The 20,454-nt window shown below is 39.3% G+C and carries 13 protein-coding genes and 1 pseudogene; 8 read left to right on the top strand and 6 right to left on the bottom strand.

The genetic code is table 11. The features are described from left to right. Nucleotides 1-157: 157 nt before the first annotated feature. The 5 genes and pseudogenes from KSK55_RS15050 (at nt 158) to KSK55_RS15025 (ending at nt 5,789) form a co-directional block, all read left to right on the top strand. Nucleotides 158-1,369: an ABC transporter substrate-binding protein gene (locus tag KSK55_RS15050; RefSeq protein WP_218607512.1), complete on the top strand. Its 1,212-nt coding sequence runs from the start codon at nt 158-160 to the stop codon at nt 1,367-1,369. After that, nucleotides 1,366-2,136: an ABC transporter permease gene (locus tag KSK55_RS15045; protein WP_218607511.1), complete on the top strand. Its 771-nt coding sequence runs from the start codon at nt 1,366-1,368 to the stop codon at nt 2,134-2,136. The genes KSK55_RS15050 and KSK55_RS15045 overlap by 4 nt, the downstream gene beginning before the upstream one ends. Further along, nucleotides 2,136-2,885 (top strand): ABC transporter ATP-binding protein, encoded by a 750-nt coding sequence (locus KSK55_RS15040; RefSeq protein WP_218607510.1) that lies wholly within the window; start codon nt 2,136-2,138, stop codon nt 2,883-2,885. The genes KSK55_RS15045 and KSK55_RS15040 overlap by 1 nt, the downstream gene beginning before the upstream one ends. A 628-nt stretch (nt 2,886-3,513) precedes the next feature. Next, nucleotides 3,514-3,960: pseudogene (locus KSK55_RS16570) on the top strand (Rid family detoxifying hydrolase). Nucleotides 3,961-4,178: 218 nt separating this feature from the next. Further along, a complete protein-coding gene (locus KSK55_RS15025; protein ID WP_218607505.1) occupies nt 4,179-5,789 on the top strand; it encodes a cache domain-containing protein in 1,611 nt (536 codons plus the stop codon). A gap of 98 nt (nt 5,790-5,887) precedes the next feature. Here the strand turns inward: KSK55_RS15025 and KSK55_RS15020 are convergent, their stop codons facing one another. The 4 genes from KSK55_RS15020 to KSK55_RS15005 form a co-directional block, all read right to left on the bottom strand. Then, entirely contained in the window at nt 5,888-7,312 is a 1,425-nt protein-coding gene (locus KSK55_RS15020) for a C45 family autoproteolytic acyltransferase/hydolase (protein ID WP_218607503.1), read from the bottom strand. Between the two features lie 112 nt (nt 7,313-7,424). After that, nucleotides 7,425-8,300, bottom strand: a complete 876-nt coding sequence (locus KSK55_RS15015) for a proline iminopeptidase-family hydrolase (RefSeq protein ID WP_256664048.1) — start codon at nt 8,298-8,300, stop codon at nt 7,425-7,427. Between the two features lie 200 nt (nt 8,301-8,500). Next, complete coding sequence (locus tag KSK55_RS15010) at nt 8,501-9,199, bottom strand: hypothetical protein (protein WP_218607501.1); 699 nt, start codon at nt 9,197-9,199, stop codon at nt 8,501-8,503. Between the two features lie 170 nt (nt 9,200-9,369). After that, nucleotides 9,370-9,519: a hypothetical protein gene (locus KSK55_RS15005; protein ID WP_218607499.1), complete on the bottom strand. Its 150-nt coding sequence runs from the start codon at nt 9,517-9,519 to the stop codon at nt 9,370-9,372. A 254-nt stretch (nt 9,520-9,773) separates the two neighbouring features. On the opposite strand from KSK55_RS15005, the gene KSK55_RS15000 reads away from it, so the two are divergent. Then, nucleotides 9,774-13,676 (top strand): PAS domain S-box protein, encoded by a 3,903-nt coding sequence (locus KSK55_RS15000; RefSeq protein ID WP_218607498.1) that lies wholly within the window; start codon nt 9,774-9,776, stop codon nt 13,674-13,676. 220 nt (nt 13,677-13,896) lie between these two features. Further along, nucleotides 13,897-15,204 carry an ABC transporter substrate-binding protein gene (locus tag KSK55_RS14995; protein ID WP_218607497.1) on the top strand — a complete coding sequence of 436 codons (1,308 nt, stop codon included), beginning with the start codon at nt 13,897-13,899 and terminating at the stop codon, nt 15,202-15,204. 123 nt (nt 15,205-15,327) lie between these two features. Here the strand turns inward: KSK55_RS14995 and KSK55_RS14990 are convergent, their stop codons facing one another. Next, nucleotides 15,328-15,804: a nuclear transport factor 2 family protein gene (locus KSK55_RS14990; RefSeq protein ID WP_218607496.1), complete on the bottom strand. Its 477-nt coding sequence runs from the start codon at nt 15,802-15,804 to the stop codon at nt 15,328-15,330. Nucleotides 15,805-15,839: 35 nt separating this feature from the next. Continuing rightward, entirely contained in the window at nt 15,840-17,054 is a 1,215-nt protein-coding gene (locus KSK55_RS14985) for an ABC transporter substrate-binding protein (RefSeq protein WP_218607495.1), read from the bottom strand. Nucleotides 17,055-17,436: 382 nt separating this feature from the next. Between KSK55_RS14985 and clpB the strand changes: the two genes are divergently transcribed. Continuing rightward, a complete protein-coding gene (gene clpB, locus KSK55_RS14980; protein WP_218607494.1) occupies nt 17,437-20,028 on the top strand; it encodes an ATP-dependent chaperone ClpB in 2,592 nt (863 codons plus the stop codon). Nucleotides 20,029-20,454 lie beyond the last annotated feature (426 nt).

Below are 20,454 nucleotides of genomic sequence, written 5' to 3'. Positions count from 1 at the left end.
TGACTATTCTGTGGATTTTCAATATCCTATCTGTGCTCAAGAGGAAGATTCATAAACAGCAGAAGTTCGAGATATTTATATTGATCAATTATTATGGATATGAACCTCAATCTGATGCACCTCTTGTTAAACGTACTGATAAATAAGGCCTCGTGCTATGGTACTTGGAATGAGGGCAGGGTATATTCTCCTGATTTGTATAATTATTATAGCATCTCTGGTTCTCGTTTACGAGTTGCCTTCAAATTACAGAGTAAGGGATATTCCTGACCAGCCCCAGGTTCAGATAGTATATGGAACATCAGGAATTATGCCCCAGCTCCTGAATACCAGCCAGGTAGATGCCTTTTTTGTGTGGGAGTCAGTTGTCTCGACGGCAGAGATGGGAGGGATTGGAAAGGTAATTGCCAGGGATGCAGATATTCCGCCTGACAGGAAATGGGAGAACACTGCATGTAATGTTCTCGTAATGCGAAATTCATTTATTACTGAATACCCAGAAATTGCCTCCCTCCTGTCTGCGGTGACAATTGCCGGAATACAAAAAATATATGATGACCCAGGTGAGGCTGTCAACATTACCGCACGATGGGTGTATGGCTCTAAACCCATCAGGTCAGCAGGTCTTTTCCTTGATCCTATTGAGTTAGAGAAAAATGCGTTTCCTCACATTGTATTTACCGATAATGCATCTCTTCCGGATCTAGGTTTAATTGAAAAATCCCTGTCAGATAATATAATGTCAGATCATTCTTCATCAAATACGGTTGGTTCGGTATACAAACGTGCTTTAGATCTCCTCAATGGCTCAAAACCACATATTTCCAAGACTCCTTCATCTGTCCGGATTGGGTATCTTCCTTCTGCTGATCTGTATGCTCCTCTATATGTTACAATCATAGAATCTGATAGGATTTGTGAAACCTATGGATTTTGTCTTGCACCAAGATCTGACACATCCGACCGACCGGATGAATGTCAACTTATTGTCAATGACAAACCGGTTGCCGACGTTCAGTTACTGCCTGGCCAAGTCGGAGGAGGGATTATGACCGGGCTTGGACAGAGAGCGATTGACGTTGCATATATCGGGAGTGTCCCCACCCTAATGCAGATATCAATGGGCAATCCTGCTTCGATTATTCATTCTATTAATGCAGGGGGTTCTGGTCTGGTTGTGGATGATCAGGCTCCCTGTGACGATTGGAACTCATTTATTGAATGGGTGGAAAATCGGTCTTTTTCAGGGCAGCCGTTAATTATTGCTGTTCCTCAAAGTTCAATTCAGGAAGAAATGATGCGGGAAGCATTTGAATATGAGGGAATACAAATCTCCCTATACGGACTTCCGAGTTTTGGAGCACTATGAAGCGGTTTCATGGATTTATCAAGGGACTTGCCATACCTGTAGGAATTATCTTAATCTGGCAGGTTCTTTCGATATACATTCAAAACAGTTTCATACTGCCCGGCTGGGAAACAATCATTCCAGTCCTGATTCACCCTTTTGACCCATTATTTGGTGGGGCTTCACTATATCAAAACAGTTTCACCAGTCTTCAGCGTGTTTTAAATGGATTTTTCCTTGCGGTATTAATTGGTGTATTTTTAGGGCTCTTATGTGGGTGGTCAAAATCTGCAGAGGATTATGTTAATCCCATTATCCAGATCTTACGACCAGTCCCACCTATTGCCTGGATGCCTCTAGCGATTGCATGGTTTAAAATTGGATTCGGCTCTCTCATCTTTATTATTTTCATCGGTTCGTTTTTTCCGGTCTTTATCAGTACGATTGAAGGAGTCAGGAGTGTCAGGGTACGATGGCTTGAAGTTGCACAGACTCTTGGAGCCACGACCTTAGAAATATTCAAAACGGTAGTCATTCCTGGAGCTTTACCTTCAATTTGGACTGGATTGCGTCTGGCATTCGGGGTTGCATGGATGTGTCTTGTAGCAGCTGAGATGTTACCCGGAACAAGTGCTGGCCTAGGATATCTGATTATGTTTGCATATAATCTGGGACAGATACAGGTCATTGTTGCTGGTATGATTATCATCGGGGTGATCGGTATTGTTGCAGATTATTTCTTCAGAATGGGACAAACAAAGCTCTTTAACTGGCAGGGGAAGGAGTAATGCAGGTTTTAGTCCTAAAAGGAATATCAAAACAGTTTCAGAATGAACAAACACATTTTCAAGCATTATCAGACATCTCCTGTGTAATAAATAAAGGAGAGATAGTCTGTCTGATGGGACCTTCCGGGTGTGGGAAATCAACGGTACTTCGTATCCTTTCAGGACTCGAATCTGCCGATACCGGGACTATCTGTGGGAGTGAAGGAAATGTCTTTGATCCTGTTCACACTGCAATGGTATTTCAGGAACATGGTCTTTTTCCCTGGCTCTCTGTTTATGACAATATTGCATATGGTCTTCGAATGAAAGTTCGAAAGATCCCTAATGAGCAGATTACACAAAAAGTGAAAGAGTTGCTCACTCTTGTACACATGGAAGAGTTTGCGAATGCCCTTCCCCATCAGTTATCAGGTGGAATGAAGCAGCGGGTTGCGGTTGCCCGTGCTCTTGCCATTGAACCGGAAATTCTCCTTATGGATGAACCATTCAGTGCACTAGATCCATTTTCCAGACGTGAACTTCAGGATGAAGTGATCAGAATTCGTGATGTACTTGGAACAACGTTTTTTATTGTAACTCATAATCCGGAAGAAGCAGTCTATCTGGGAGATCGTATTTTAATTCTTTCAAAAAGACCATCATGCGTTATAAAAGAGATTCAGATCCCTTGTAAACGCCCCAGAGATTTAGCAGATTTCTTTATGATGCAATGTGTCCGTGAAGTTACCAGGGATGTGACATCCAGATAGAGAGTATGTATCACGATTTTTCACATGATATTCTCGTGATAAATCATATCGAAATTAATGAAAAGGATATGCTTCTCTGTTTAAAAGATGGTTTTATTGTTTGCGGCAATGAAAATTATATATAGTAATTATTAAGGATAACTTTTCATCCCAATTTTTTATTGCTTATTTTTCGAAAATACGGTCAATTTTACTATTTTTTTCATTCTAATAAGAACCAGAAAAAAATTCCGATTTATTTTGATTTATTTTGTGATTTAAGAACATAAACCGATTTAATAGCGGCCCGCTATTGTACTAGCCCATCATCCTTAAGAAACTGTACTAATAACGTGAGATCCCCCAATAGCGGGACGATATGGGGGCAAAAATCAGGGCACATTCCCTTTATTTTTATGACGGATTTTCTATTATTTTTTCCAGAAATGGGCCTCATTCATCATCATATGAGTTTGACAGTAAAAAATGCTCTGCACCTTACCTCTCAATTGATGGTTGTAGTTTTCATCTTTTATTCCAGAAAAAGTGGATCAAATGGCATAGATGGAAAAAAAAGAAGTGACTAGTTATAATATGAAATACACAAAAAACATTTTATGAATCTGAAAGAGGATAAAATACTATTTTAATGGCAATTGTATGCATTATTCTGGGCATGGTTCTGATGAGTCTTTTTACGGTACTGATCAATTCCCCACACAAAGTAATTATCTACACAGATCAGGCTCCAAAACCAATTGGACCATACAGCCAGGGAGTTGCTGTGAATGATTATGAATACACATCAGGTCAGATCGGAATTGATCCACAAACCGGAGCTCTCGCAGATACTTTAGAAGACTAGACTCACCAGGTCATGAAAAACCTCAAGGCAATTCTGGCTGTTTCTGGACTGGGGTTTGATGATGTTATAAATACTCATATATATCTCACGAACATCTCTGATTTTTCGACGGTTAATGAGATATATTCCCGCTATATGGGAAATGCAACTCCTTCACGATCAACAGTCGGTGTAGCCAGCCTTCCGAAAGGAGCATTCATTGAGATTGAAATGATTGCTAAAAAATCTTAAATTTTATAGAAACCATCGATAAAGGATTATGATAGTTATTGGATATTCGCTATAATCATCGTATCGAAAAGGACACAACTGTCATATTAATATCGGAACTATTAATTGGTTCGTTACGAAAAATCTACATAATGTCCTTAAAATTTGCCATATTGGCTTTGTTTCTAATCTTTATGTATCCGGTTTCTGCCGATATAAATTCGCTTGCTGAGGAATCAATGAATAATTCAGGAAATGTCCAGGATAGTAGTATGGTATTAGCCCTTGATAGGATTATCACAGAAATTCAGGATGAACTTGATTTAGTCAAGGAACAAAATAAAATAAGTGTTGAATCGCTTAAAAGATCTGGTTTGTCAGGAAGTGAAGCAACAAAAATTCTCTCAGAAAAACTCTCTAATGTTACACATGGACATTCCTCTTTGATTATTTCAAAAGAAAATGATGTTACCGCCGCATCTCCTATCCGATTCATAAGCCTTATTGGTAGCGATTTAGGTTATCAGAATGAAACCCGGTTTGCGAATGAAAGAAAAGAACCGGTGATTAGTAATATATTTTATCTTGAAGAAGGGTTTTATGGGATTTCAATAAGTTACCCGATATTTTCTGAAAAAAATGAATATCTCGGGTATACTGATGTAACGATTCGCCCAGAAGAATTCCTTCGTCCTATCCTTGTTCCCTTCACTGAACAGACCGGTTATGAAGTTTTCATTCTGGAAACAGGAGGTATGACTGTTTATGAGACCAGTGAGGCAGAGATTGGAACAAATGTCCTCACGGATCCAATTTATGATACGAATGAGATGAGAAATGTTTCACGTACTGTTGTGGAAAATAAAGAGGGAGCTATAGAATACACATTCTGGAATCAAAACTGGGATAAACAGGTCAGACGTGAGGCAGTGTGGACATCATTGGAACAGGATAATCAGGAATGGCGAATTGGTCTTGTTAAAAACCTTGATGATTCAAATATTGAAAATAGATCAGTCACTCAAATATCTTCATCAGATCTTGATACAAGTATTTCTGACCTGAAGCAATTTGTTCAGGATGCAGCAGCAGCAGCACGAATGAAAGGTAAGGAGAATGCTTGTGCCGATTTTAACAACCTTTCGGGGGCGTATGTTACTGATGACATGTATATTTTTGCTTATGATATGAACGGAACAACTCTGGCACTTCCGTATCAGCAGGGCCTTATCGGAAAAAGCCGAATGGATCTTACTGATGTGAATGGATTATCAATTATGCCTGCCTTTTTGGATGCAGCCAAACGAGGAGGAGGATTTCTTTACTATATCTATAAAAATCCTCATAATGAGTACCAGAATCAACTTAAATTGTCTTTGATTGAACCAGTTGATGAAAATTGGTTCATTGGTTCCGGTGTATATGTTCCCTGGATAAATGCAGAATTAAATCAAGAGGATATAAAAGCACTTATAAACCGGGTAAAACATGCAGTCAGTCATGCACAGGAGGTTGGAAAAGAGCAGGCTGTAAAGGATTTTAATGACATAAATCAATCATTTGCAAATGGTGGATCATATATCTTTGCCTATGGATATGATGGCACTACCATTGCTCTTCCCTATCAACCAGAAATAATCGGAACAAACCGGATGAACTATTTGGATATGTATGGTGTACCAATTATTGCTCAGGAAGTCTACACTGCAGAGAGAGGCGGGGGATTTGTTTATGTGGTTTATTATAATCCGGATACCGCAAATAATGAATTAAAACTCTGTTATGTTCTTCCAGCCGGAGATGACTGGCTGATTGGTTCTGGTATCTATACCGGAACAAATCTCATATAATTCATTTATATACTCATTTTTGGTACTTTTCTCTGAATATATGTAAAAAAAGATGAAGCACATATTTTTCTGGATACTACAATATGCCGGAAAAACGGTTATTCTTTTTCCCCGGCATGAAATACATTCCACGAGTGTGTAGGGAACGATTTGAGGTAACCTTTGAGATATCCATATTGTGGATGCTCTGAAAGGAACGTATCAGCATCAAAGACTCTACCAGACGGAGATCCCCACCGGGCCTCTATACTCATGTTTTTCGCCATTTCAGAGTCCATAACTTTCCCGTCATATGCACCCATCGGTTTAAATGGCGGCCGGTTTGGATAGGGATTTGAATCAAGCCAATATACACCATTCACTGTCCGGGTGGATGGGTTTTCCTTCTGAAGCCAGACATCATACTCATCAGAGAGGATCTTTTTTCCTGTTTCAGTGGAAATTTTTCCTTTGAACTGCTCTATTAACTGTGGGATCCTGACCATCCTAGCACTCACTCCTGTTCTGATATCGGTCGGGTCAAGACTTGAACACTCAAGATTTCTAATCCGGGGATCTTCAGCAGAGTTGGCACCGGCGAAATACCCATTATCTGTCTTTGTGACATTGAAGAATTTTAATCCCTGTTCAAACCGCATAATCTCCCCGGTTTTGGCATCGCCTACAAGCCAGCTGTTCGCAAACCCGCCGCTCCGGTTGGTATTCATAATGGAGACAAATTCATCCAGATTATCTGCATATTGTGCAGCATTCCGAAGTCGGTAAAAAGCAGGAGACATATTCGCCTTATATTGATTGAACGAGTTTATCGTCGTCTCTGCAATCATGAGTCCTGCACTGGTCACCAGGTAATCAGTAGAGCTATCCAGAAGACCTGGTGCGGTCTGCATGAAGATACGGTTCCCGTCTTCAGGCTGAACATCTGCCAACAGATCAAAGAAATGTGCCCGTTCAAATGCTGTCCAGGTATTATGACCAAGGACAATATCCCCATGTTCGGTAAAATCCCCAGTTGCGATAAATGCACTACATGAATCAGTTTCAATCTCCATCTTTTTGTATGCTTCGGATTTCACCGTCGGCCACCAGTATCCGGTCAGTTCCTTGTATGCATTCCACCCAAGAATCTCCTCAAAACTGACATTTGTTCCGGCCTCCTGTGCCCCTTCTGCAATTCCTTTCATCTCGGTCAGGAACTCTTCATCGATGTGTGCTGGGAACATTTCATTCGCAGCATGAAGAAAATAATCCCATTCCATTCCGGTATCATGATAGGTTAGATACCTGATGGTGTCCTGAACTTCAGCAATTTCAGGTGCCATCAGATATCCATGCTGGAATCCTCGTTCATATGGGGCACCTTCAATATGGAGGTACGTCCACCCGTCCTTTTCAAACCGGTAGCCTTTCCCGTCCGGAGAGGATATGGTATCTGCAGTAGCATTGCTTCCGATGCCTACCAGAACAAAAAAGCATAATAGAATGAAAAGGTTTGAGCGATACTTAAAATTAGATTTTTTCATGCATTCTCCAGGTAATTGATCATAGATGATAAATAATCCTGAATAAAGGTATTGTCCTATACCCAAGTCATAAAACCAATGAATATGTGACAAAGTAATTGAATCCAGTTTATTATAATGGTAATAAAAAATCTTTGATTGTATTGAGATAAGCAGTCTCCTGTTCAAGATGATGTGAATGAGATGCATCTTCAAAAATTACCATTTTGGATCCAGGAAGCATACTCTGATAATATCGTGTTGATTCTGGAGATGCTTCATCATATCTTCCACAGGTAAAGAGAGTAGGTATGGTGATGTTCTTTAGGTCATTCGCTCGTTCATAATTTTTCAGAGTTCCGGTTATCGTGAATTCACTAGGACCCCACATATGTTCGTAGACATCAAATGCTAGTTTTTCCATGGATCTTTCAAGACACGGAGGCCAGGGATCCAGTCTGCAGACATGCTTATTATAAAAAACCTGCATTGCTTCCTGGTATTCAGAAGAATCACAACTTCCTTCTTTTTCACACCGAATAATTATCTCCCGTACGTCTTTTGGGAGCTCATTGATATACTTACGCTGATCATTGTGCCACCTGGTCACTGAAAGACATGGGGCAGAGAGGATTAGTGAACGTATTCCTTTGGGTTTCATCGAAAGAACGTAATTAACTGCTAGCATTGTTCCCCATGACTGACCAAGAATATGCACCTCGTTCAGGCCAAGTGCTTCGCGAATTGCAACAAGTTCCTGAGTGTAGTAGTCCAATGTATAATGTGTTATATCCTCGGATTTATCTGAATTCCCACACCCTAATTGATCATACCAGATAACTGGTCGTTCGTGGGCGAGTATAGAGAGAGGAGTCAGGTAGTCATGGGGTACACCTGGTCCTCCATGAAGAATAAGAAGGGGGATACCTGAATGCTCTGATCCGTCCATTCGAAACCAGATTTTTCGTTTGAATATTTCAATAAATCCTTCTTTACTGGTATTTGACATAACATCCTCATTGAACATGAGCTGATGTAAACCTTTGGAAAAGAAAAATAAAGCAGGATACATTACTATTCTTATGAATATCAATAACCCTGATTTTTTCATTAAATATTTAAGATAATGCCTTATCAGGAGAATGAGAACGGAATATCTGACCAATTTTGATAATGATATTTGATAGGTGCATTAAAAAAACGAGGGGATTATAAAATCCGTGTGCCATTCCAGGAATCATCTATTGAGTCATCTATACTGTCTGCAGTCCCGAATCCATATGTTCCGTTAAAGAACATGGCATCTTCTGAAAGAATGTATTTCAATCCCCCGAATTCTTTCCATGTTCCGGTAAACTCAGTTTCGTCAACAGATAGAGTTCCCTCAATTACTCCAGGTTCTTCAAGATCATTTTCACCAGGATTAAATGGTTCATATGTACCGGATACGACTGAGCCATTTTGAACAAGATACAACGTCTCTGTGTTTGATCTCCAGGTTCCGGTCCATCCTGTTTCATTTGCTGAATCATCGGTCATGATCCGGGATGCATTCCAATCTGCAACATACTTCTGACCCTGGGAATTAACAGATTCATAAGTCCCATTAAAGGCGTTACCGTCTTCTGAAAGTTTAAAGAAACATGTTCCGTCTTCGATCCATGTTCCGGAAAGGACTTTTTCATCCTCATCTAATGTGCCTTCGATAACACCCGGATCTCCTGTTTCAGGATCTAATGGCAAATATGTTCCAGAAACCTTTCCATCATCGGTCTGGACAAATATAAGTTCATATTGTTCTGAATGCCATGTGCCATTCCAACCAGATACATTACTTGCCGTCCCGATACTCACACAGAGCAGAGTAATCATGACGAGAATCCCAATTGTGGTTCGTTTTTTTATCATGCGATACACTCCCACAATATAGGATATATTTAGGAGTAATATTTATGTATTATGAAATATTTTCGGATATATCTCTGAAAAAGACGGTAGCATTGATAAAAAATCCTCTAAAAAATTGGGATAATGTCCCTTATGGTGAAGGAAGGTATAACACCTATTTTTACTCATAATTATTGTCCGGATACCAGATCAAAAACCGGCGTGCTCTCTCTGACCTTGTAACCGGTATATGGCTCCTGACAACATCCAGTAAATTCAATCAAAACATCGATATACCTGGAACCTCGTGATGTATATTCAGTATTCCTTCGTCCAGACATACCACTCTGTTATGTACTGGCGTTTCCTATAATTCGGATAAAAATAAAGATAATCGTCATTTAATGTCTGTTCTTCGGTTTTTTACAATTACTAAAAGACATCACTATAGATTATCCTGCATTTTTATTGTCACCATCAATAAGATTAATTACGTTCTACCCCTATCACTATTTATCCTTTTATCGCTTCGTCCATGAGGGACTGGGTACTGGAATAGAGTTCAGTGTTTTTTATTCCTCCTGATGTGATCGAAATGGACACAGACCAACCCTTCAATCAAAATGACTTGATTACTCTGCTCTATGTAGATGACGAACCGGATCTTCTCATGATTGGGAAGATATTTCTGGAGCGAACCGGTGGATTTCAAGTAGATACCATGACATCTGCCGAAGAGGCAATAAAAATCCAACTCAACCAGACCTATGATGCTATAGTGTCTGATTACCAGATGCCTGGAATGGATGGGATAGAATTCTTAAAAGTCGTGAGGAATTCATATGGTGATGTCCCATTCATCCTTTTTACTGGCCGTGGTCGGGAAGAAGTCGTTATTGAGGCTATCAATAATGGTGCAGATTTTTATCTTCAGAAAGGGGGGGAAACCAAGTCACAGTTTGCTGAGTTGTCTCATAAAATAAAACAAGCAGTCAGAAGAAGGCGAGCAGAAAATGACCGGCAAAAACAATTCGAAGAACTAATAGAGACGAAAGAAGCTCTTCAGGAGAGTGAATCCAAATTTCGAGCAATTGTTGAAACTACTCCTGATGTTATCTGGGAAATAGACCTGGACGGGATTTTTACCTATATTAGTCCAAGAAGTGAGGATATTATTGGGTATACTCCTGATGAAGTGATCGGAAAATCATACAATTCAATTCTTCATCCAGATGGACAAAAATCACTTAAAAAGCTCTTTGATAATATTAATAATCGAAACCCTGGACTTACCTCATTTGATATCCCAGCAATTCATAAAAATGGACATATCGTTATACTCAATTGTCGATCACATCCCTTGATCCATTCAAACGGGGCAATCATCGGATTTCGGGGTATTACGACTGATGTGACCAAGAAGACAGAATTTGTAAATGCACTCCACGAAAGCGAACTCCGCCTTCGATCTTTCTTTGAAGCGACAAACGAAGCGGTTTTTCTAATCGACGAAGATGGGAGAATCATTGAATGGAATTCAAGCGCTGAAAGGATATCAGGTATTCGAAAGGATGAAGCTCTTGGCATGTATCTTTGGAACCTGATGTATCGTCTTGTCCCACCGGAACATCGGAATGAAATAAGTCAGACACAAATAGTACAATCAATCCAAACCTCACTTAAAACAGGTATTCCTGTTTTTCGAGAACCCAGGATATTTGAGGCAATTCGTCCGGATGGAAAACGAATATTTACGAGACAAACTGTTTTTCCAATAAAAACAGAAATCGGATATCGATTTGGTTCGATATCACAGGATATTACTGAAGAACGGTATATGGCCGAAGCACTCAGGGAAAGTGAAGAAAGGTTTCGTGGGATGGCAGAACGATCACCTGACCTAATTATTATCCTTGATAAGGAGATGAATATCTCTTATGTTTCGCCTTCTGTAAGAAATATTCTTGGATATAAGCCAGATGAACTGATAAAACATCCTGTAGACTCTGCTTGTGCACCTATTTTTTCACGAAGTTCATTGAATCTTCAGGAGATTATCAGTAAAGTAAAACGAGGGGAAGCTATCGAAAATGAAGAACTCCTCTTACAAAAATATGACGGAACAGGAGTTTTTGTTAATTTCTATGCAATACCGGTAATGAATGCAGAAATCTTATCTGGTGTTCAGATTTCCATGCGGGACATTACCCAAAAGAAAAATACCGAACAAATACTTCGAGAATCAGAAGAAAAATTTGTAACGTTGTTCAAAAAAAATCCGGTGCCTCTTACGCTGGTATCAGCAGCTGATGGTAGTTTTGTAGATGTGAATGATAATTTTGTACTCAATACAGGTTTCAGTCGGGATGACATTATCGGAAAAAAAGCGCATGATATAGGTATTTTTTTAAATGATTCTGAGTATCTAAAATTCTCTAAAGAGATCAGGGAAAACCACGCGGTTAATGGTTTGGAATTACAGTGTCGCACAAAATCCGGTGATATTCGAGTATGCAGGTTTACATCAAGCATTGTAATAATCAGGGGTGTACCTCAAATCCTTTCTTCCATTGAAGACATTACGCAATATAAACAGAACGAGAATACAGTACGTGAAAGGGAGGAGAGATACCGGCTCATTATGCAAAATGCATATGAGGGAATTTTAGTAAACGACCTAACTCCCAATGGACCTGGAACTTTTGTTGATGCGAATGAATCTGCCTGTAATATCCTTGGCATGCCACGAGAGGAGTTACAGAGCAAAAAATTGATCGATCTGGACACTCCGGATATGAAAGTTAGAGCACCTGCAATCATGAAAGAAATTTTAAAAAACGGGCATGCTTCCTTTCAAACAAATTATATTTCCCCTGATAACCAGGAAAAGTTTATCGACATAAGTGTTTCTTTGTTTACCCTCAACAAGAAACCCACGATGCTTTCGATTATTCGAGACATTACTAACCAGAAGGCTGCAGAATCAGCATTGAATGCTATGGTTACCAGTATGGTAGGTATATCTGGTAAGGACTCCCTTGATCGAATCACAGATAGTATCAGCGAATGGCTTTTTGCAGATTGTGTCATGATTGGTGAGATAAGTCCAGATAAAGAATACGTACAGGCCCTTTCGATGGTTTTTGATGGGAAAAGAGTTGCTGAATTTTCATTTCCTATTAAAGGTACACCCTGTGAAAAAACATTAAAACATGGATTTACTTTTTTTCCTGACAGTCTTTCGACAATTTATCCAGAAACTAAGAAAATTACTGGACGGGATTTCCAGGGATATATTGGATCCCAGTTAAAAAACTCGAACGGGGAAATCACGGGGCTTATGTGCATCGTCTCAAATAATCCTATAAATCCTGGTATTTCGGTTAAGGAAATTATTGATATTATTGCAGGAAAGGCAGGTGCAGATATTGAACTTGCACATATTGAACAAGTCCTGCTGGAAAACCAGCGAATGCTAGCCGAAACTATGGATATGGCCAATCTCGTTAGTTGGGAATATATTTTTTCATCACAGACATTTGTTTTTAATGACCGGTTTTATGCCATGTATGGAACAACAGCAGAGAGGGAGGGAGGCTATCACATGGATGCTGAAACATACATTCGTGAATTTGTTTATCCTGCTGATATACCTAAAGTAATTGAAGAAGCGAGCAAGAGTTCGAATGCTATTGATCCAAATTTTATTTCTGTTTTTGAACACCGGTTCATTCGAAGGGATGGTGAAATCCGCCATGTATCTGTGCAGGTAAGAGCGATTTTTGATGAACATGGAACCCTTATTAAAACTCATGGAGCCAACCAGGATATTACTGAACGAAAACTGATCGAAGAAGCTATTTTGAAGGCCAACAGGCAATTAAATCTTCTCTCAAGCATTACACGTCATGATATTCTTAACAATATTTCTGTTTTTTATGGATATCTTGAACTTTTAGAGATGGAATCAGAAAATTCAGGTACATCTGTATATATTCAAAAAATGTCCGAAGGAATTCAGAAAATTCAGTCACAAATAGAATTTTCACGGATTTATCAGGATCTTGGTTCACAAAAACCTATGTGGATATCTCTTGATACCATTCTGTCAAACTTATCCCCACCGGATACCATTCATTTTACGGCCAATGTATCCGGAATTTTTATTTTTGCTGATCCAATGCTTGAAAGAGTATTCTATAATTTGCTGGATAATTCCATCAGGCACGGTGATAATCTAACAACAGTATTCGTTTCAGCATATGAATCAGAGCGTTCCTTGATGATAGTTTTTGAAGATGATGGTGTCGGAGTTCCTATAATAGATAAAAATCAGATTTTCGAGAGAGGATTTGGTAAAAATACCGGGCATGGTCTGTTTCTGGTCAGGGAAATTCTTTCATTGACTGGAATTACAATACAGGAATCAGGTGTACCTGGAAAAGGGGCCAGATTTGAAATCATCGTACCTTCTGGTTCGTATAGGATAAACCGATGATCTTGAACGAATAAAAATGCCAATATTTGTCAAATTTCAGAAATCGTGCTTTTTTATGGCATATTTCTTTATATTGGATCAATAGAGAAAATCTAATATAACAATACTAATCACATAACACAAACACATACCATATCATGTACCTTCGAGAAGGATTGGGAGAAACAAATTCTTATCTGCCGGGATCACTCGTACATGGATTATATTTTAGGTGTATTTTATGAGCAAATTTTCAATCATCCTATTGGTTATTATTCTTTTATCATGTTTCGGATTGGTCTCCGGAGAAAATGAGATCCATATCGGGGCAATTATTGCTGATAATGGAGAGAGTGCCTCGTATGCTAAAGGGATAGAGGCAGCGATTGATCTGGCTATCAGCGATTTAAATGACAGTTTTAAAAATGCCGGGATAAATACAACGACAATTGTTACAAAAGTCTTTGTTAACGGAACAAAAGAGGGTGCTTTCAACGGAGCAGAAGAACTGTCAGCTCAGGGAGTAGAGGTAATTGTTGGACCATATACTTCAGAAGAAGTTGTCGGAATTCTCCCGGTGTTGAACGAAAAGAATATCCTTTCTGTTAGTTCCTCGACATCTGTAGAACTTTCAAAACCAGGAGATCCAGTCATCAGACTCGCACCAAGTGATGCTCATCTTTATAAAAGTCTGGTTGCCTTTAATACACTCACGTCTGATAGTTATCCAATGAAAGGGATTATCCTGGCGAGAAATGATGTTTATGGTGGAACCCTTTCAGATTTGATGAAGTCAAAATCTTTTGTTGCACCACTCCAAGACAATAATGTGGAAACGAACTCATTGAATGGAAATGTCACTGAAACGTTATTGTACTCTCCACAAACCCGTGATTTTTCAAAAATCCTTAATGAACTTGACACTTTGGTAACTCCGCTTATTGAAGAATATGGTGAGAAAAATGTTGTAATCCTTACGATATCTTTTGATGAAATTTCTGATATCCTGGCCCAAGCTTCACAGTATCCGAATTTGTATAAAGTTCGTTGGCAAGGAACGGATTCTATCGCATTAAATCCTGCAATTCTAATGAATGAAACGGCAGCCAGATTTGCAGCGGATACCGGATTCACCGCCCTTTCCTTTAATATTATTCAACCTGATGGAACTGATTACTGGCGAGTGTATGATGTCGTAAAAGAGGCAGGGGATGGGCATAAACCAAGTATCTATGAGATACTCCCGTATGATCAGACATTGATGGCAGCATGGATCATGCAGAGTAAACCTTCAACACTTGACGAAATGCTTTTTATTGCTGATAGTTATGGGAAATTATCTTATGGGGCAACTGGATGGTTGAAGTTAAACACTCGGGGAGACAGACAATTCGGGGATTATTTCTTTTACCAGATCATGAAAAAAACAGATGGAACATATTCTTGGATCCCTGTATCAATGTTTCTGGATGAGTCAAATACCCTTGTCCCCCTTACTGATACTGATAATATCTTTATGAAACAATATGGGGATATAAAAGTTACCTAATAATTATTATTTTTAGAAGTAAGGCATGTAATAGGGATTCAATCATGACAGGATCCAGAATACATTATGACTATTTTTTAATGAATTTTACATGTCACCAGGAATATTCTATAGTTTTATCGTTTAATTCTCTGTGCACTGCTGTTCAACCGTACCAAATTTAGAGAGTGTTGAATTCGGAAACGACTGCCCATTAGATTGCTCTCCGCAGGGCAAGGAGAAATGGAGCTGTTCGATAATAAAGCCGTTCCCTGTGTTCCGAAGAACCATCGTTGACCTTCCATGGATTGTCTGTGTTGTTGTACCATCTGTTGTGTATGTCATCGTAGATTGTGAAGTAACCCATGCAATCATACCATCACCAAAAATCCTGCGATCTGTAAATTCAACCGAATGTATTGTCGCCTGGGTCATATCACGCTTTATGTGCTGGATAAAATCATCATGCGTCCTGATTATCTCATCTGGTCCGCTGCCAAATCCAGATATATTCTGAGAAAAAATCGCAGATAATGTTTCAATATCCTTATTTTTGTAAGAATGAGCATATTGGTCCATGGTCCTTATTATTCCTGCTTTATCTTCGATTGTGAGTGCCATATACTCTGATTGGCAGCCATGAGTAATGGATTTTTTTATCGCAAAACGGGTATCATAGTTATAGAATTGGTACCTATACTTCTCTTCCCTACTTCAGCATAGGATGTTACTTCCCATCTAATCCCGTTTTGATCCTTCACCAGAGTCATGATATCATATGTTCCGGTTATCCGGTCTCCGTTTTTATTCATCTGGTATAAACCAGAAAGGCCATAGTGCTGCTCAGCAATAGGAAGAACTGCTGTCTCTGTCGAATGGCTGTCTGATGCACCACCCATTACTAGGGTTTTCAGAACTATCCAGACTGAGTCATATGTTGCAAGAGCAAATCCATCAGGATTCTTCCCTGCAGTTCTGGAAACAAGGGTCAGGTACGTTGGATTTTGTTTTGCATAAATGTCAGATCCAAAGTCAATTGCAGTAAAATTTCTGGCATATGCATATTCTGCAGGCTTTGACAGGCCAGTAAGCTCCGGAAGCACGGCGTTAGAATCGCATCCAATCCATGACACTTTTGTCAGATTCATATACTGAAGGGTGTCAGCTCCAGCCATGATATCCTGCAGTTCACGGGAGGTGACAGCATATATCGCAATTTTTTCAGGTTTTAATGTTTTTAGCAGAGTTCCAATTTTTTGGTCAAGTTGTGAGATAACCGGGGTAAAGTCTGTCGTATCCGGGCTATACCAAATCTCTTTCTCTATTGAAACATCTTCTCCCAGACTTTGGGATACAGCATTCATGAGACTCCCTCCGTGGTGATCATCCCGGACAATAGGCACAATTCGTGTAAATCCTTTATCCGAAAAAAATTGTGATGTAACTTTTCCCTGCAGCGTGTCATCAGGATTAAATCGAATGAGATTATCATGTGGATCTGCATGGATGGGAGAGGTAACGCCGGTTGCAAGGAGTAAAATGCCATGAGATATACAATATTCTTTTATTGCATCAGCCTGGTCATCCGATAAATACGTTAATATTGCTGTTGCCCTGGAATCACCAAGTTTTATTACTTTTTCAACAGCAGAATCCGTTTCAGAGGTGATTTCGAGAACATTTGGAACAATTTGGATATCTGATCCGATTGATTTGAGGTATGTATTGAAATCAGAGACTGCAAGGTCAAAGGCAGCAAGAGATCCATCACCAGTTGTTTTGAGATCTCCTGATGTTGGGTACATCCCATAGAGGGTGATCTGTCTGTTACCCCCGATATGAGAATTTTCTGCATAAACAGAGGTTGTCATAATTATGAAGCATATCAGAATATAGAATACTCCGGAAATGAGGATGGCTTTTCTCGCATGGATCATATAGAGTGATTATAATATAAGCCCTTATAATTTCTGAATTGATATGTTCAAGTCAATTTGAAATATATTGTTGGGTCATTATCTCATCTTTGAAATATGACTTCCAATTTGGTATATTCACCGAAAAAAACTCTGGCAAATTTATGTATCATATTTTCCAGAAGGACAGTATCTCTGCTTACTTCTAAAATATGGCATATTCCTCACAAAATAGTAATTATCACACAAATACACCAATAATCAACGAATTTATTTTCCTCATACCATACGATAAATATATATAGAATTACAAATCAATAACAAAGTGATCATTATTATGAATTTCAACAATTTTACCCTTAAATCGCAGGAAGCAATCCAGAAAGCAATGGAAATTGCCGCAGGAAAACAGAACCAAGCTATCGAGCCTGGGCATCTGCTTAAGGGGATGCTAATCGTGGATGAAAATGTCATCCCATACCTGCTTAAAAAACTCAATGTAAATCTGGATCGGTTTAGTCAGGTTCTGGACCGAAATATCGATGCATTGCCAAAGATCACAGGGGGTGAGCCATATCTGTCTCATGATATGACAAAAGTTCTCCAAAAGGCAAGTGCTATTGCCCAGGAATTTAAAGATGAATTTGTATCAATCGAGCATCTACTACTTGGAATTCTCTCTGTAAATGAATCTACTGCCCGACTTCTCAAAGAAAACGGAGTATCTGAAAAAGATCTGAAAACCGCAATTAGACAACTCCGGAAAGGTTCCACAGTGAGCAGTCAGACTGCTGAAGAGACATATAATGCTTTAAACCAGTTTGCCAGAAATCTGAATGAACTAGCATTCTCCGGCAAGTTAGATCCGGTCATTGGCAGGGATGATGAGATCCGGAGGGTTTTACAGATTCTTTCCCGCAGGACAAAGAATAATCCGATTCTGATCGGAGAACCAGGAGTTGGAAAAACTGCTATAGCAGAAGGTCTTGCACATCGTATAATCGATGGAGATGTTCCAGACAATCTCAAAACCAAACAGATCTTTTCGCTAGACATGGGTGCTCTTATAGCAGGAGCAAAATACAAAGGGGAATTTGAAGAACGCCTGAAAAGTGTTGTAAAAGAAGTTGTCTCATCGGACGGGGAGATCATACTCTTCATAGATGAAATTCATACCCTTGTCGGGGCTGGGGCAAGTGAAGGAGCGATGGATGCAGCAAATATCTTAAAGCCAGCTCTTTCCAGGGGAGAATTGCATGTTATCGGTGCAACAACTTTAAAGGAATACCAGAAATATTTCGAGAAAGATAAAGCTCTTGAACGACGGTTCCAGCCGGTTATGGTGAATGAACCTGACACTCTTGATGCGATTTCTATCCTTCGAGGTATCAAGGAGAAGTATGAAACTCATCACCATGTCAGAATTAAGGATGAAGCTATCATTGCCGCTGTTGAATTATCCCAACGATACATTTCTGACCGGTTTCTACCAGATAAGGCGATAGATCTGATTGATGAAGCAGCTTCGAAACTTCGGCTTGAAATTAACTCTGTTCCAGAGGAACTTGAGATTATTGAGCGTCGGATTCGTCAACTGGAAATTGAACGGGAAGCAATAAAACGGGAGAAGGATCAGGTCAAGCTGGATTCCCTGAACGAGGAGATAGGAAACCTCACCGAAGAACGAAACCGGCTGAAAGCAAAATGGCAATCTGAAAAAGACATTGTTGAGCAGATACAACTTAGTAAGAACGAGATTGAAGACTTAAAGTTTGAAGCAGACAGTGCAAATCGAACTGGCGATTTGGGAAAAGTAGCGGAGATCAGGTATGGTAGGATCCCGGAAAAAGAAAAGAACATTGAGGGATTAAAAAATCAACTCACCGACCTGCAAAAAGATTCTGCCATGGTAAACGAGGAGGTGGATGCAGAAGAGATCGCTGAAGTTGTATCCCGATGGACAGGAATTCCAGTAAGCAGAATGCTTCAAAGCGAAAAACAAAAACTCCTAAGCCTTGAAGAGGAACTTCACAAGAGAGTCGTTGGGCAGGATGAGGCAATTCATGCAGTCTCTGATGCTATCCGCCGGAGCCGAGCTGGGCTTTCAGACTCAAAGCGTCCGATTGGTTCATTTATATTTCTGGGAACCACGGGGGTAGGGAAGACCGAACTCGCAAAAGCTCTTGCAGAGTTCTTGTTCAACAATGAGAACAACATGGTCAGAATTGACATGTCTGAATACCAGGAGCGACACACGGTCTCCAGACTTGTCGGTGCTCCTCCGGGTTATATTGGATATGAAGAATCAGGACAATTAACTGAAGCAGTCAGGAGAAAACCATATTCAGTTGTATTATTGGATGAAATTGAAAAGGCTCATCCGGATGTCTTTAATATACTACTTCAGGTACTTGATGATGGTCGTCTGACTGATAATAAGGGTCGCACGGTGGACTTTAAAAATACCATTATCATCATGACCTCGAATATTGGGTCACATATCATCCAGGAAAATCTGGAACATGTTACAGATACGAACCGTGATGAAGTATTTGATCGAACCAAAGAGTTGGTTTTCGACCTCCTGAAAAAGACGATTCGTCCAGAGTTCCTGAACCGTATAGATGAAGTTATCATGTTCCGGCCGCTGTCCATGGATGAGATTCGGACTGTCGTCAGATTGCAACTGGATATTGTTCGCAGAATGCTTGAAAAGAATGATGTTAGGTTTACTGTAACTGATAATGCAATCAGTCACATTGCTCATCTCGGGTTTGATCCCCAGTTTGGAGCACGGCCAATCAAGCGAGTTATTCAGAAGAATCTTCTCAATGAATTATCGAAAATGATCCTGGCCGGTACAGTAACAAAGGAGCAGGAGATTGTGATTGATGAACAGGGTGGAAATTTACTTTTCCGAAATAAATAAAGTTAAAATTATTTCATTTCTATTCTTTTTTAGAAGTATAAAGTGTGAACCTAGACAATTTCATGAATAAAACCATAGTGGATTTCATTACATGAGAGAAAAGGGAGGGTAATAATCTGCAAAATGGTGGTTTTCCTGGATTCATTTTTATTTCAACCATCATTTCTTTATGATTATTGAATGTTATTATTATCAGAGGATTAAAAAAATAAAATCTCAAATTTCCTGAAAAAATTGAATTCACCATAGAGTAACTGAAATAATTTTATTGGTTGGAAGCATAGGTTTTTTATTCATCTGGATTATATAATTACTGCTTTAAGGATATTGATAACTGGTAGATTTTTTGTTCTAAAATATCAACACCGAATTAATTTTCAAATTCATCCCAATGTAACACAATACATTTACGAAATCGTTAAAGAA

Source organism: Methanospirillum hungatei (assembly GCF_019263745.1).
GTDB lineage: Archaea > Halobacteriota > Methanomicrobia > Methanomicrobiales > Methanospirillaceae > Methanospirillum > Methanospirillum purgamenti.
Note: the sequence above shows the minus strand (reverse complement) of the source record. Positions and strands in the feature narration are given on the sequence as shown.